Raw genomic sequence first — 12,700 nt, forward strand, 5'->3', positions numbered from 1 at the left:
TGCAAATATACGACTTATTTAGAAATCTCCAAATTTTTTTCTAAAAATTCTCCAACAACAAAGTTACTTCCGCCGATAAAAATCATATCTTCATTTGTACATCGCTCTTTTGCAGAAAGATAGGCTTCCTGTACAGAATTAAAAATTTTATAAAAAATTTTTGCCTCACGAAGTAGATTTTCATAATCTTCGGGATGTCTTCCCCTATTGACAGATGGTTTTGCAAAATAAAACTCAGAATTTTCAGGAAGTAAATCCATCACTTCATCTATTTTTTTATCGTTCACAAACCCCAAAATAACATGCTTATGCCTGTCTATAGAATTCAATTGTGAAAAAACATACTCCAAACCTGCCTGATTATGTCCCGTATCACAAATAGTAAGCGGATTTTTTGAAAATTCAAACCAACGGCCAATGAACCCTGTATTTTGATGGACATTCAGTAACCCTTTTTCAATGGCTTTGTCAGAAATCTCAATACTTAATTTTTTTAATTCTTCAATCATAGCTAATACCACCCGGATATTCTTCTGTTGGTAGTTCCCTTTTAAGTCTGAGGTAAGGGTAGTATGAAATAATGTTGAATCTATAAAAGGAGCATTTTCTTGGGCTGCCTTTTTGCTGATGATATTTTTTACCACTTCATTTTCGTCACCGGAAATAATGGGGGTATTAGGCTTGATAATCCCTGCTTTTTCTCCCGCTATCTCTTCAATAGTATCTCCCAGTATATTTTGATGGTCCAGCTGAACATTCGTTATAGCTGAAATCAATGGACGGATAATATTGGTTGAATCCAGTCTTCCTCCTAATCCTACTTCAATAATGGCAAAATCCACCTGTTGCTGGGCAAAATATTCAAATGCCATAATGGTCGTAAACTCAAAAAATGAGGGGCGGATATCTTCAGGTAAATTTTTAAGCTTTTGTATAAAATCAAAAACAAATTCCTTATCACAGTTTTTCCCATTGATCTTGATACGTTCTGTGAAGTCGATAAGGTGAGGAGAATTGTATAATCCGATGGTATATCCTGCCTCCTGCAGTACAGAAGCCAGCATATTGCTTGAAGAGCCCTTGCCGTTTGTCCCTCCGATATGGATGCATTTTATCTTCTCCTGAGGGTTTCCAAAAAAGGCACAAAGTTTAATAATATTATCCAGTCCTGGTTTATAAGCTTTCTGCCCGTCTGTCTGATAGTTGGGCATCTGTACGAAAAGCCAGTCTATAGCTTCCTGGTATTGTTCATGTGTCATGGTACAAAATTCTCAAAAGTTTTATTAAAATGAAACAATAATTTTTTCAATTTGTAACTTTTTTATATTTAGTTCGTCTAATAGGGAAAAATCTTAATATGAAATCGTTGTGATTTACAAATTACAGTTCTGATGAAGATGACACGATTCCATATGACCATTAAGAACAAATAAACATATACATATGAAAAAAGTTTGGATTATCGTTTTTGGATTAGGCTGTTTGGGATTGAACGCTCAAAAGAAATGGTCCTTAAAAGAATGTGTAAGCTATGCAGTGGAGCATAATCTTCAGGTTATCCAAAATCAATATAACAAACAATCACAGGATGCCAATCTTAAAATTGCCAAAAATGGATATTTACCATCCGTTTCAGGAAGTTTTGGAAATACCGTCAGTTTTGGACAAACATCTTTTGGTACCGGGAGTTTAAGGAATGACAGGTTCAGTAATAATGCTAGTATTGGAGCTGATATTTTGGTATACAATAATGGGAGACTGGAAAAGACTGTCAGAAAAAGCCAGTTTGATGTAGAGGCAAGCCTTTATGATGTAGAGGCTATAAAAAATGATATTTCTTTACAGATAGCACAGCAATATTTAACGACATTGCTGAATAAAGAAATTGTAAAAATTTCTGAAAGTGCTGTAATTAATGCTCAAAAACAATTCGACAGAGCAAAAATAACGACGACTGTAGGAACAACAGCACAAACCGTTCTGGCAGAAGCAGAAGCTGCGTTGGCCAGAGAAAAACAAAATTTAAAAACAGCACAGGTAAATGTAGGACGGAGCTTATTCGCTTTAGTTCAGCTTTTACAGCTGTCTGAGTATAAAGACTTTGATGTTGAAGATGTCACTGTTCCGGATCAGTTGGCCCCTGAACTAAAATCTGTAGATGAAGTTTTATCTATAGCTTATGAGTCTCAGCCTCTTATAAAAGCAGCGGAAAGCAGGGTAAATTCTGCAGAGGCTCAAACAGAGGTTTCCAAGACTGCTTTTTGGCCTACTGTAACAGCAAACGTTGGAATAGGAACTTTCTATAATAACCTTTTGAATACGGATAATGTAGGAAACGAACTTGTTTATATTAAGGAAAAAGGATTTTTTCAGCAGTATAAAGATAACTTTGGACAACAGGGAGGAGTTTCTGTAAATATTCCTATTTTTAATAAAGGAATAACAAAACTACAGGTGCAGCAGTCTAAAATAAATGAGAGTATTGCTAAAAATACACTGGAGCAGCAAAAACAAACGATAAGACAGAATATACAGAAAGCACAGTTTGATACCGATGCCAATTACGAAAACTATCTGGCAGCGGTAGAGGCAGAGAAAAGTTCAAAGCTGGCTCTGGATTTTGCGGATAAGAGCTATGCTGCAGGTAGATCAACCATTTATGACGTAAATGTTGCAAGAAATAATTATGCAAATGCACAGGGATCAGTAGCGCAGGCGAAATATAATTATCTTTTCAGCCTTAAACTGTTGAATTTCTATGCAGGAATTCCATTAAGTTTATAAAATGCCAATTAAATCATTAGAAAAATATTTACCACCAAACACACTTCAGTATTTAAAAATCTGGTTTTCAGATTATTTTATTCATATAAAAGTTACTAGGAACAGGAATTCCAAACTGGGAGATTATAGAAAGCTTCCGGACGATTCCCATGAAATTACAGTAAATTCTACTCTTACTCCGCAGCTTTTTTTCTTTGTTCTGACCCATGAGCTGGCTCACTTAATTGCCTTCGAGAAATATGGAAGAAGAATCTCCCCTCATGGCAACGAATGGAAAGAAACATTTAGAAAAATGCTTATTGAAAGTCTTGAAATTTACGATGAGGATCTAAAACCCATCATCGTTAAGTTTTCCAAAGCACCTAAAGCAAATTTTATGGCAAGCCCCGATCTTGTAAGATATTTTCATACTGAAAAACAGGATGATAGCCTACAATTTATTGAGGAGCTCCAAAAGGGAGAATTTTTTATATATCGCAACGAAAAGTATTTATTAGAAGGTCTGGTTAAAAAAAACTATCTTTGTAAGAACCTGGCTACTGGAAGGAAGTATTCTTTCAAACCTTTAGCAAGGGTAGAAAAATGTAGCTAAGAATGTTAAAATCAGATAGATACTGTGTGATAATGGCAGGTGGAATCGGTAGCCGGTTCTGGCCGATGAGTACACAGAAATTTCCAAAACAGTTTCAGGATATTTTAGGAGTTGGGCGTACTATGATTCAACAGACTTATGACAGAATCAGTAAGCTTATTCCTAAAGAACACATATTCGTGATTACGAATAAAGAATATGTTGCGCTTTCTCAGCAGCAGCTACCTGAGATTCCTGAAGAGAACATTGTAGGTGAGCCTCTGATGAAGAATACAGCGGCTTGTAACCTGTATATGGCTAATAAGATCGCTGAAATTAACCCTGATGCTACTATGATTGTCCTTCCGGCGGATCATTTGATTCTTAAAGAGGATGTATTTTTGGAAAAAGTGGAGCTTGCTTTTGACCTTGCTTCAAAACATGATTACCTGGTAACCCTAGGTATTACTCCTACGAGACCTGATACAGGATATGGATATATTCAGTTTGTAGAGAAAAAAGGCTCAGAATACTTCAAAGTAAAAACATTTACGGAAAAACCCATTCTTGAAATTGCCCAAAATTTTCTGGAAAGTGGAGACTTCCTTTGGAATGCCGGAATATTCATCTGGAATATAAAAAGTATCCATCATGCTTTTGAAATGTACCTTCCTGAGATGATGCAGCATTTTATGGCTTGTGAGTATAATTCAGAAAATGAAAACAGCTGTATTGAAACCATTTACCCTAAGGTACAGAAAATTTCTATAGACAACGGTATTTTGGAAAAAGCAAAAAATGTATATGTAATTCCGGCCAATTTAGGCTGGAGTGACCTGGGTACATGGACATCAGTATACGAAAATACGGATAAGGATGAAAACGGTAATGCTGTAAAACTAAAGCATTTGCTAACCTACAATTCCAGAGGGAATATTATCCGTCTTAAAAACAATAATAAAGCGGTCATCATTGATGGCCTTGAAAATTATATTGTTGTGGATACCGATAAGGCTCTTCTTATCTGCCCACGCGATAATGATCAGCTGATCAAGGATTACGTTCTCGATTTAAAAAGCTTCAAGAAAGGAGATAAGTTTATGTAAAAAATTGGTATATTTCTGCTGATTTTTAAATTATGATAAAAATTACCACCCAATTCACAATTCTTGTATTTGTACTTTTAGGATTCCTGGGACATGCTCAGGAAAAGAAGAAGTTTTCAAACATTCCAAATATTCTCCAACGTATAGAACCCGATGATAAAATAGATTCATGGGTGCTGGTATACAATAGCTATGGCAAAGGTCAGGAGCTAAAAACGTCCGGAGGAAAGATAAGCTATACCCCTCAGTTTTCAGGTTTTAACCTGTTCCCAAGTGAAGACAGCTTTTATTATATAGCTTATTCTTCAGGAAGTAAGATCAGCTATATTTTGGATGTGGAAGGGCTGAAAAAATTTGTAGGTAAGATAGATAATGCTGAAGAGGCGGCTATTGTTTTAGCTGCTGACGGATATCTGGTTGACGAAGAATTTAAAGATCTTGCAGGCAACTATCATGAAGACCGGACCCATTATTATTTGGATCTTGGTAAACTGACTTCAAAAGAATGCCCGTATCAGAAAACTCATTATACATTGACTGTAAGTAAATCTACAGGAGACATAATCCAGGTGAAAGATAATGGAACCTATATTGAGCTTTATAATAAAAAATGTGCTAATAACCCCCGTCTTTTAAAGATCGAGAAAAAACAAGAACCAAAAGATGAGCCTAAAAAAACAACCCAACGAAAATAAATTTTACGAAACGGAACGATTGATTCTCCGTCCAATGTCTTTGGAAGATAAGGAGCTTATTTTTGAACTTTACAACAGACCCAAGTTTATCCAGTATATTGGTGACCGTAATATTAAAACACTTGAGGATGCTGAAGACTATATCAGAAACAGATTTATTCCGCAGATTGAAAGATTAGGGTATGGAAATTATCTTGTCATGACCAAAGAAGGCAATAACAAAATTGGTGGAGTAGGGATCTTTGAGAGAGAAGGCCTTGATGTAGTAGATATAGGATATTCTCTATTGGAAGAGTTTGAAGGTAAAGGATATGCTTATGAAGCTGCTCAAAAGGTTAAATCCATTGGGATGGAAGAATTTGGACTGTCAAAAATATCTGCTATCATTTCAAAAGATAATGTGTCTTCTCAAAAACTGATAGAGAAACTGGGGCTGAAATTTCAAAAACATGTTACCTTACCCGGTGAGGATGAAGAATTAAACTATTACGAAACAGAGTAATAATTATAAATAAAAATACAAATAGATTCACAAATATCTGTTGCGAATCTATTTGTATTACAAGACTATCCCTCCAAAATTTGCTCGGCAGCTGTTTTTGAAGTTACTTTTTCAATCACTCGTGTACAGATTCCGTTTTCATCAAAAATAAAGGTCGTTCTTACTATTCCCATATAGGTTTTTCCAAACGTTTTTTTCTCTTGCCAAACTCCGAATTTATCAATGATATTCCGGGTTTCATCCGCAATAAGGTCATAAGGGAATGCAAATTTGCTGTGAAAATTTTTCTGTTTCTTTACAGAATCTCCACTTACTCCCAATAATTGAAACCCTTCTTTTTCAAGTTTGGAATAATTATCACTCAGATTACAGGCTTCTACAGTACATGTTGGGGTACTGGCTTGTGGATAAAAGAAAACAACCAGCTTTTTTCCAATCAACTTTGAAGAGGATACTGTTTCTCCATCCTGATTTATTACTTCAAATTCAGGTAATTTGTCTCCAACTTTCAGCATAATGATTTAATTTTGTTCAAATTTAAGGGTTACATGACAAAAAAGCAAAGAGCTGAGCTCGTTCAGATAGAACTGGATAAATTATATCCCACTACACCTATTCCATTGGATCATACCGATCCATATACACTAATGGTTGCTGTTGCACTTTCTGCGCAAACTACTGATAAAAAAGTAAATCAGGTTACTCCTGATCTTTTTGCCGTAGCAGGAACGCCACAAAGAATGGCGAAACTGGAAGAGTATCAGATCAAAGAATTGATTAAAGAAATAGGACTGTCCAATACCAAGGCCAAAAATCTGAAAAGAATGGCAGAGCTTTTATTAGAAAGACATCAAGGAATAGTTCCTCAAACATATGAAGAACTGGAAGCACTTCCCGGAGTGGGGCATAAAACGGCTTCCGTAGTAATGAGCCAGGGATTCGGATTCGCGGCATTTCCGGTAGATACTCATATTCATCGTTTAATGACACAGTGGAAGCTGACTTCAGGAAAAAATGTTGTGGAAACTGAACGCGATGCAAAGAATTTATTTCCGGAAGAGGTGTGGAATAAGCTTCATCTTCAGATTATTTTCTATGGCAGAGAATATTCACCGGCCCGAGGAAAAGGGGAGAAAGATTTTATCACTAAAATGTTGTTTGAAAAGTAATGATTGCATTTTTAATGCAATGCTCACAAAGATTTTATAACAAATCGCATTGAAATGGCTCGCAAGGGCACTTCGTTGAGCAGTACAACCGTCTCTTTGCTGAATGAAATGCCTTTGAAAACCTAAAAATGGGAATATAACGACCCTGTGATGCTGTATGGAAGCCTAAATGTCTAATAGTCTTCTATGATAATTAATCTGCCCCAAATGATAATCCAGATGAGTGACCAGATGGATCAGGAAATAGTCTGTGGTCATTTTATCTTCAAAAACCACAAGAGGGTATTCTTTACCGAGATCCTCTTCAGATAGCTGGCTGAGAACAGTGTCTACCATAGATAGGGTTGCCTGAACTTTTTCAATTAGCTCAGCTTTGGGAATGTCTTTCAAGGAAAACTCAAGGTCACGATGTCTTATATACCCGGTTTTTCCCAGTTCTGTTCCGATAAAATGGTTAAGATTGCCTACCAGATGGAGGCAGAGATTACCTCCGGAATTGGCGATGTTTTTATCGGTTCTCCATAGATTTTCCTCATTTTGATAGGCTTCAATTTCTGTTTTTAATTTATTTAAATCTCTACTGTAAAGAGATCTCAGACTCGCTATGATCATATCTTAATTTTAATTTTAAAATTATTGAAATTTATTGAACGAAAAAAGGTGCTGTTTAATTCAGCACCTTTTAAATTATCTAGATCAAGAAACTATTTTTGTTTTTTAGCCCAAAGCTCCATTTTTCTGTTCAGAACCTCCAGAGGAAGGCATCCCTGGCTTAATACTTCATCGTGGAAGCTGGCCAGATTAAACTTGTTTCCAAGTTCTTTTTGATACTTCTCTCTCAATTCCCGGATTCTTAGTGATCCTATTTTATAGCCCAGAGCCTGGCCAGGCATAGCCATATATCTTTCCACTTCTGCGGTAGCAGACCCTTCATCATAAGAAATATTACTTAAGAAATATTTAATGGCTTCTTCTCTGGTCATTTTTCCGGTGTGTATACCTGTGTCCACGACCAGTCTTACTGCTCTCAGCATCTGGTCACTCAGGTATCCCATTTTCTGATATGGATCTGTATATAATCCGAATTCAGGGCCCAGGGTTTCGCAATAATGTGCCCATCCTTCTCCGTAGGCTCCAAACCATCCAAATCTCATGAATTTTGGAAGGTTTGTATTCTCCTGTTGAAGAGAAACCTGATAATGATGTCCTGGGATGGCTTCATGAAGGAAAAGGGACTCCATTCCTGAAGTAACATTGAATTTTGAAGGATCGGGAAGAGGAACATAAAAAATACCTGCTCTTTTCCCGTCCGGAGTTCCGGGAATGTATTCAGCACTGGCGCTGGCCTCTCTGAATTTTTCCGTTTGTCTGATCTCAAATTTGGTTTTTGGCGTGACATTAAACATCGTTTTCAGCTTCGGGGTAATCTTGGCTAAAATACTGTTAAAGCCATTTAAAACTTCTTTAGAGGTTTTATAAGGCATTGCTTTTGGATCGGTTTTAACAAAAGTGATGAATTCTTCCAGTGTTCCTGTAAAACCAACCTGTTTTTTCACCTTTTCCATCTCTGCACGAAGCATGGCTACCTGCTGCTGTCCGATTTTGTTGATCTCTTCCGGTGATTTTTTAGTAGTAGTCCAGCTTTTTACATAATAGCCGTAAATTTCATTTCCATTGGGAAGGCTGTTGTAGCCGTCATTATCTCTTGCTTTTGGAAGGTATTCTTTTTCCAGGAAATTACCCATTTTAGTATAAGCAGGAATGATTTTTTTGGTAATGGCATCTTTATAAAGTTCTGAAAATTTATCTTTCTGAGCCTGGGTGAAACTTTTCGGGAAGTTTTTAATAGGACCGTAGAAAATATTTTTTTCCATGTCAGGGGTGATAATTTCCTGAGAGGTCATTTGGGGAATCATTTTGACAACCAGTTTTTTGGGAAGAACAACTTTATTGTTGATCCCTTCACGGAAGTTTTCTGCTGCTGCATCCATCCATGCCGGAAATTTTTCCATTCTTTTCAGCCAGTCGCTGTAATCTTTTTCCGTTTTAAAAGGCTGGCTTCCCTCTCCACTTCCGTACAGCGGGAAATTTAAAGGAAGACCTCCAAACTGAGTAAAAGGAATATATTCAGGATGATAGGCATAGGCCTCAATTTTATCTTTTAAAGTATAATCCAGCACATCATAAACGACTTTGTTTTCGTCGGAAAGGCTCTTGTAATCTACATTATCCAATTGTTTTTGTACCGAATTGTAGAAAGCCACTTCTCCTGAAATAAAATCTTTATCAATATTAATAGGAAGCTGGTCATTGTATCTTGTATCTCCCTGGGCTGTAGCATCCAAAGGATATAGTTTAAGATACTGTTCATAATAATTGGAGGCAATGGAATCCAGATTGGTAGGAGTAACTTTGGTAAGGGGAGAATCGGTCTTTTTGCAGGATGCAAGACTTATCATCAATCCCAATCCCAAAATACTTTTCGATAAAACATTTTTCATTTTCAGAATCTTTATGAAACAAAAGTAAGTATTATTGGGTGATTCAGACCCATCATTAAACTTGAATTAAAAAATTATTTTCAAAATCCTTTTAACTTTGAATCAATTTTTTATCTTTGTCTAAAGCATTTAACAATCATATTATTACAGTTCTTTTTTAAGAAAAAATGAAAGGGATTTTAAAAATTTACCATCCGGACGAAACATTAAAGTACAATATCAGAAATACTTATTGTAAAGCAGTCTACAGCAACCAGCAACATTTTTTAGAGGTTGAAATTATAACGGATGACAGTTTGGATCACGTAGATGATGATTCATTACAGTACAACTTTCCACAGCTTTCACTCGAAGTTTTCGATTTTCCGATTGAAACATCAGAACTGGAAGGCAAAACGATAACAATCAGTGACTCTGATGAGGAAACTTATACAGAAGTAGACCTATTCGATGACGAAGATGCCTACATCTATGATAATGAGCTTCTTTTTGAGAAAAACGAAGAAGGCGAGCTTCAGGTCATCTGGAAAGGAACCATTGATGATTTCTACACGGGATCTGATACACCGATTCCTTTTAGGTTAAAGTGCGAATTCAGCCAGGATGATATTGAGGTAGACGAAGACTAAACGTCGCTACTCCTAATTTTTTATATCAAATATCTTTTCAAAATTTCTTTTGGAAAGATATTTGCTGTTTGTCATTTGATAACAAACTTTAAGTTGTTTTTAAGCAATTTTTAAGATATCAATTCATAATATTCCACTACATTTGTTGTTAAAACTTTTATAAAATTCACATTAATGCTGTTAACGGAACTTACTCAGATTTTATTTGCGCAAATTGCTACACCCGTAGTTGCTACAGACAATTTAGAATTTTCATTTTGGAAGATCATGTTCCACGGAGGAGCTTTCGCTAAAATAGTGATGGCTATTGTACTGTTGTTGGGAGTGTTTTCTTTGTATCTGTTTTTTGAAAGATTCTTCTTTATTAAAAGATTAACGTCAAAAACGGATTCCAACTTCATGAATAATATTGAAGACTTCGTGAAAGCAGGAAAGATTGAAGCGGCTGCAGATTATTGCAAAACGCAAAACTCTCCGGAGGGAAGAATTTTAGAAAAGGGAATTTCAAGATTAGGACGTCCTGTTTCTGATATTGTGAGTGCAATGGAGGCTCAGGCTCAGGTAGAAGTGGCCAATATGGAGAAAAACCTTAACCTTTTGGCGGTGGTTCCAAGTATTGCTCCGATGTTGGGACTTTTAGGAACGGTGATCGGGATGATTATTGCATTCTTTAATTTATCACATGCAACAGGATCTTTCTCCCCAAAAACACTTTCAGAAGGTATTTATACCGCTTTAGGGCAAACAGCTGTAGGTTTGGCAGTTGCTATTCCTGCCAATTTTTGCTACAATATTCTTTTAACAAGAATTGACAAGTTTGTATTGAAAGCTCAGAATATGTCTGGAGAATTTTTAGATCTTATCAACAAACCTTTATAAATCTTTCTTATGAAATCGCTACCCCAAAAACCTTTTCAGGAAATTATTAAGTGAGCGATTCCATCTGACCATTAACCTATTAGAAGAAACAGATGAAAATTCAAAGAAGAAATAAAGCGAATCCGGAATTCAGTTTAGCAGCGATGACAGATGTTATCCTGTTGATGCTGATCTTCTTTATGATAACCTCCTCTGCAGCTAACCAAAGTGCAATAGAGGTGAATCTTCCAAAAGCCGGAGCGACTGAGGATAATATTCCTAATCCTTTAACGGTAAGCATTAAACCTGATGGTTCATTTTTTGTAGATGATAATCCGGTGAATAAAGGAGAGCTGGAGCAAATTATTGTTACTAAGCTAGCCAATCAGACCAATAAGTCTTTTACCATCAGAGCAGATGAAAATACACTGCATAAGGATGTGGTTTTTGTGATGGAAATCGCTGAGAAAAACAAACTTAATATTGCTATTGCAACCGTTAAAGATAAATAAGTAAGAATCATTGAAGATGAGAAGCTATACTGCAAACAAAAACGAAGAAAATAAAGATAGGGTAAAGAGTGCTTTGCTTACTGTCCTTATTTGGTCCGCCGTTTTGCTTTTTGTTTTTTTATATAAATTAAAACCCGAACTGGATAAAGATCCGGAGGTCATCACAACGATGCTTGTTAATTTCGGTGACAATAGAAATGGAAAGGGAATTGAAGAACCGGCCGAGCAACCGGGCAGTTTAGCGGCTGCTACGGAGGAGGTTACTCCCGAGCCGGCGGAAACACCCGTTCCTGAAACAAAGACGGTTGTAAAGCCCGAGCCTGCACCGGAACCCAAGAAAGCTGACGTGAAGGAAAAAGTGATCACAGGAAATAATTCGAAAACAACGGTTCCCAAAAAAGAGGAGGCAAAAAAAGCTGAGAAAAAAGAAGCTACCAGTACCAGTGCTTCTAAAAATACTAAAAAAGCAGGGGCTGCCACTGCTAATTCCAAAACCGGAAATGGGGATGGAAAAGGGAATGCAGCTATCGGAAACCTAATCAAAGGAAGAGGAACAAAAGCGGGAAGCCAGGGGACCGGAGATGGTATTGGAAACGCCGGAGATCCTTTAGGAGGAGATGGAAATGGAGACAGTAAGGTAGGGATAGACAGAAAGCTTGTTGGCTATATTCCGGGAACAATGGGTCGAGGAGGAGCTCAGCCTGCTCATAGTTGTACCGCAAGCGGATCTATTACCATTGCTTATACCGTAGATAAAGCAGGAAATGTGGTTTCTGCAAAAAGATCAGGAGGCGTTTCAGACCCTTGTGTATCTTCTACATCCGTTTCATGGGTCAAGAAGTATGTAAAAGCAGAAAGAGCCAATACATCCTCCACAGGAAGTTACAAAATAACATTTTAAACATACAAAAGCACTTTATTCAAGTGCTTTTTTTATTTCATTAATTCTGTTGATGACGGGAAGGGCAAAAATTCCGCTGGTCTGAAGATACAGCTCATAAAATGTTTTTGCTTTATCCAGAAAATCATTGTTTTGACCTTGTTTCCCTGTGAAATAGAAAAGATTACCCAGCATTTCGTAATAGTCTTTATGATCCCTTTCCTGTCTTTCGTTGACCATGTCTATCAGTTCTTGTTTAGGCTTTGAAGAGATTTCTGTAAAACTCATCTTGAAAATATCCCTCATCAATGTATCAAAATCCAGTTCTTTCTGCATTAAGCTTTCTTCCGGTTTATCTAAAATAAGCTTTTCCAATGCCTGGGTCAATTGACGGATGAGGCGTAGCGTAAATTCTTTATCTGTAATCATAATGTTTGTTTTGTTGCTAGTTATTGAGTTATGTTCGCCAGCTTAGCAGGACGTATTTTATAAA

General features: G+C 36.6%; 15 protein-coding genes. 10 read left to right on the top strand and 5 right to left on the bottom strand.

Annotation, left to right across the window (positions count from 1 at the left end):
• Positions 1-14 precede the first annotated feature (14 nt).
• A complete protein-coding gene (locus B8967_RS12505; protein ID WP_084086330.1) occupies positions 15-1,259 on the bottom strand; it encodes a bifunctional folylpolyglutamate synthase/dihydrofolate synthase in 1,245 nt (414 codons plus the stop codon).
• Between the two features lie 184 nt (positions 1,260-1,443).
• Between B8967_RS12505 and B8967_RS12510 the strand changes: the two genes are divergently transcribed.
• Genes B8967_RS12510 through B8967_RS12530 form a run of 5 tightly spaced genes read left to right on the top strand, consistent with a single transcriptional unit; the run spans position 1,444 to position 5,658 of the window.
• Positions 1,444-2,784 carry a TolC family protein gene (locus tag B8967_RS12510; RefSeq protein ID WP_084086331.1) on the top strand — a complete coding sequence of 447 codons (1,341 nt, stop codon included), beginning with the start codon at positions 1,444-1,446 and terminating at the stop codon, positions 2,782-2,784.
• Between the two features lies 1 nt (position 2,785).
• Positions 2,786-3,376, top strand: coding sequence for a SprT-like domain-containing protein (locus B8967_RS12515; protein WP_047484430.1), 591 nt, complete (start codon positions 2,786-2,788; stop codon positions 3,374-3,376).
• Between the two features lie 2 nt (positions 3,377-3,378).
• Positions 3,379-4,461 carry a mannose-1-phosphate guanylyltransferase gene (locus B8967_RS12520; RefSeq protein ID WP_047484432.1) on the top strand — a complete coding sequence of 361 codons (1,083 nt, stop codon included), beginning with the start codon at positions 3,379-3,381 and terminating at the stop codon, positions 4,459-4,461.
• A gap of 32 nt (positions 4,462-4,493) precedes the next feature.
• Complete coding sequence (locus B8967_RS12525) at positions 4,494-5,156, top strand: hypothetical protein (RefSeq protein ID WP_084086332.1); 663 nt, start codon at positions 4,494-4,496, stop codon at positions 5,154-5,156.
• On the top strand, positions 5,125-5,658 hold the full coding sequence (locus tag B8967_RS12530) for a GNAT family N-acetyltransferase (protein ID WP_047484435.1): 534 nt from the start codon (positions 5,125-5,127) through the stop codon (positions 5,656-5,658). Before B8967_RS12525 ends, B8967_RS12530 begins: the two co-directional genes overlap by 32 nt.
• Positions 5,659-5,723: 65 nt before the next feature.
• On the opposite strand, the gene bcp is transcribed toward B8967_RS12530, so the two are convergent.
• Positions 5,724-6,173, bottom strand: coding sequence for a thioredoxin-dependent thiol peroxidase (bcp, locus tag B8967_RS12535; protein WP_084086333.1), 450 nt, complete (start codon positions 6,171-6,173; stop codon positions 5,724-5,726).
• Positions 6,174-6,206: 33 nt separating this feature from the next.
• Here bcp and B8967_RS12540 point away from each other — a divergent pair, with 33 nt between their 5' ends.
• A complete protein-coding gene (locus B8967_RS12540; protein ID WP_047484439.1) occupies positions 6,207-6,827 on the top strand; it encodes an endonuclease III domain-containing protein in 621 nt (206 codons plus the stop codon).
• 165 nt (positions 6,828-6,992) lie between these two features.
• On the opposite strand, the gene B8967_RS12545 is transcribed toward B8967_RS12540, so the two are convergent.
• Positions 6,993-7,439 carry a DinB family protein gene (locus B8967_RS12545; protein WP_084086334.1) on the bottom strand — a complete coding sequence of 149 codons (447 nt, stop codon included), beginning with the start codon at positions 7,437-7,439 and terminating at the stop codon, positions 6,993-6,995.
• A 92-nt stretch (positions 7,440-7,531) separates the two neighbouring features.
• Positions 7,532-9,328: a DUF885 domain-containing protein gene (locus B8967_RS12550; protein WP_047484443.1), complete on the bottom strand. Its 1,797-nt coding sequence runs from the start codon at positions 9,326-9,328 to the stop codon at positions 7,532-7,534.
• 167 nt (positions 9,329-9,495) lie between these two features.
• Between B8967_RS12550 and B8967_RS12555 the strand changes: the two genes are divergently transcribed.
• From B8967_RS12555 to B8967_RS12570, 4 genes are all read left to right on the top strand, one after another.
• Positions 9,496-9,957: a hypothetical protein gene (locus B8967_RS12555; RefSeq protein WP_047484445.1), complete on the top strand. Its 462-nt coding sequence runs from the start codon at positions 9,496-9,498 to the stop codon at positions 9,955-9,957.
• 174 nt (positions 9,958-10,131) lie between these two features.
• The gene (locus B8967_RS12560; RefSeq protein WP_047484447.1) at positions 10,132-10,836 is read left to right on the top strand and encodes a MotA/TolQ/ExbB proton channel family protein; all 705 of its coding nucleotides are present in this window, start codon (positions 10,132-10,134) and stop codon (positions 10,834-10,836) included.
• Between the two features lie 92 nt (positions 10,837-10,928).
• Positions 10,929-11,327 (top strand): ExbD/TolR family protein, encoded by a 399-nt coding sequence (locus B8967_RS12565; protein WP_084086335.1) that lies wholly within the window; start codon positions 10,929-10,931, stop codon positions 11,325-11,327.
• A gap of 16 nt (positions 11,328-11,343) precedes the next feature.
• Positions 11,344-12,228 (top strand): hypothetical protein, encoded by an 885-nt coding sequence (locus B8967_RS12570; RefSeq protein WP_047484451.1) that lies wholly within the window; start codon positions 11,344-11,346, stop codon positions 12,226-12,228.
• 15 nt (positions 12,229-12,243) lie between these two features.
• Here the strand turns inward: B8967_RS12570 and B8967_RS12575 are convergent, their stop codons facing one another.
• Complete coding sequence (locus B8967_RS12575) at positions 12,244-12,636, bottom strand: hypothetical protein (RefSeq protein ID WP_047484453.1); 393 nt, start codon at positions 12,634-12,636, stop codon at positions 12,244-12,246.
• Between the last annotated feature and the right edge of the window lie 64 nt (positions 12,637-12,700).

Origin of the sequence: Chryseobacterium sp. YR221, assembly GCF_900176315.1 — a bacterium.
GTDB lineage: Bacteria > Bacteroidota > Bacteroidia > Flavobacteriales > Weeksellaceae > Chryseobacterium > Chryseobacterium rhizosphaerae.

What these genes read in the sequence shown, in the direction of transcription:
- B8967_RS12505 (WP_084086330.1), bottom strand. Translation starts at nt 1,259, where the DNA reads ATGACACATGAACAATACCAGGAAGCTATAGACTGGCTTTTCGTACAG.
- B8967_RS12510 (WP_084086331.1), top strand. Translation starts at nt 1,444, where the DNA reads ATGAAAAAAGTTTGGATTATCGTTTTTGGATTAGGCTGTTTGGGATTG.
- B8967_RS12515 (WP_047484430.1), top strand. Translation starts at nt 2,786, where the DNA reads ATGCCAATTAAATCATTAGAAAAATATTTACCACCAAACACACTTCAG.
- B8967_RS12520 (WP_047484432.1), top strand. Translation starts at nt 3,379, where the DNA reads ATGTTAAAATCAGATAGATACTGTGTGATAATGGCAGGTGGAATCGGT.
- B8967_RS12525 (WP_084086332.1), top strand. Translation starts at nt 4,494, where the DNA reads ATGATAAAAATTACCACCCAATTCACAATTCTTGTATTTGTACTTTTA.
- B8967_RS12530 (WP_047484435.1), top strand. Translation starts at nt 5,125, where the DNA reads ATGAGCCTAAAAAAACAACCCAACGAAAATAAATTTTACGAAACGGAA.
- bcp (WP_084086333.1), bottom strand. Translation starts at nt 6,173, where the DNA reads ATGCTGAAAGTTGGAGACAAATTACCTGAATTTGAAGTAATAAATCAG.
- B8967_RS12540 (WP_047484439.1), top strand. Translation starts at nt 6,207, where the DNA reads ATGACAAAAAAGCAAAGAGCTGAGCTCGTTCAGATAGAACTGGATAAA.
- B8967_RS12545 (WP_084086334.1), bottom strand. Translation starts at nt 7,439, where the DNA reads ATGATCATAGCGAGTCTGAGATCTCTTTACAGTAGAGATTTAAATAAA.
- B8967_RS12550 (WP_047484443.1), bottom strand. Translation starts at nt 9,328, where the DNA reads ATGAAAAATGTTTTATCGAAAAGTATTTTGGGATTGGGATTGATGATA.
- B8967_RS12555 (WP_047484445.1), top strand. Translation starts at nt 9,496, where the DNA reads ATGAAAGGGATTTTAAAAATTTACCATCCGGACGAAACATTAAAGTAC.
- B8967_RS12560 (WP_047484447.1), top strand. Translation starts at nt 10,132, where the DNA reads ATGCTGTTAACGGAACTTACTCAGATTTTATTTGCGCAAATTGCTACA.
- B8967_RS12565 (WP_084086335.1), top strand. Translation starts at nt 10,929, where the DNA reads ATGAAAATTCAAAGAAGAAATAAAGCGAATCCGGAATTCAGTTTAGCA.
- B8967_RS12570 (WP_047484451.1), top strand. Translation starts at nt 11,344, where the DNA reads ATGAGAAGCTATACTGCAAACAAAAACGAAGAAAATAAAGATAGGGTA.
- B8967_RS12575 (WP_047484453.1), bottom strand. Translation starts at nt 12,636, where the DNA reads ATGATTACAGATAAAGAATTTACGCTACGCCTCATCCGTCAATTGACC.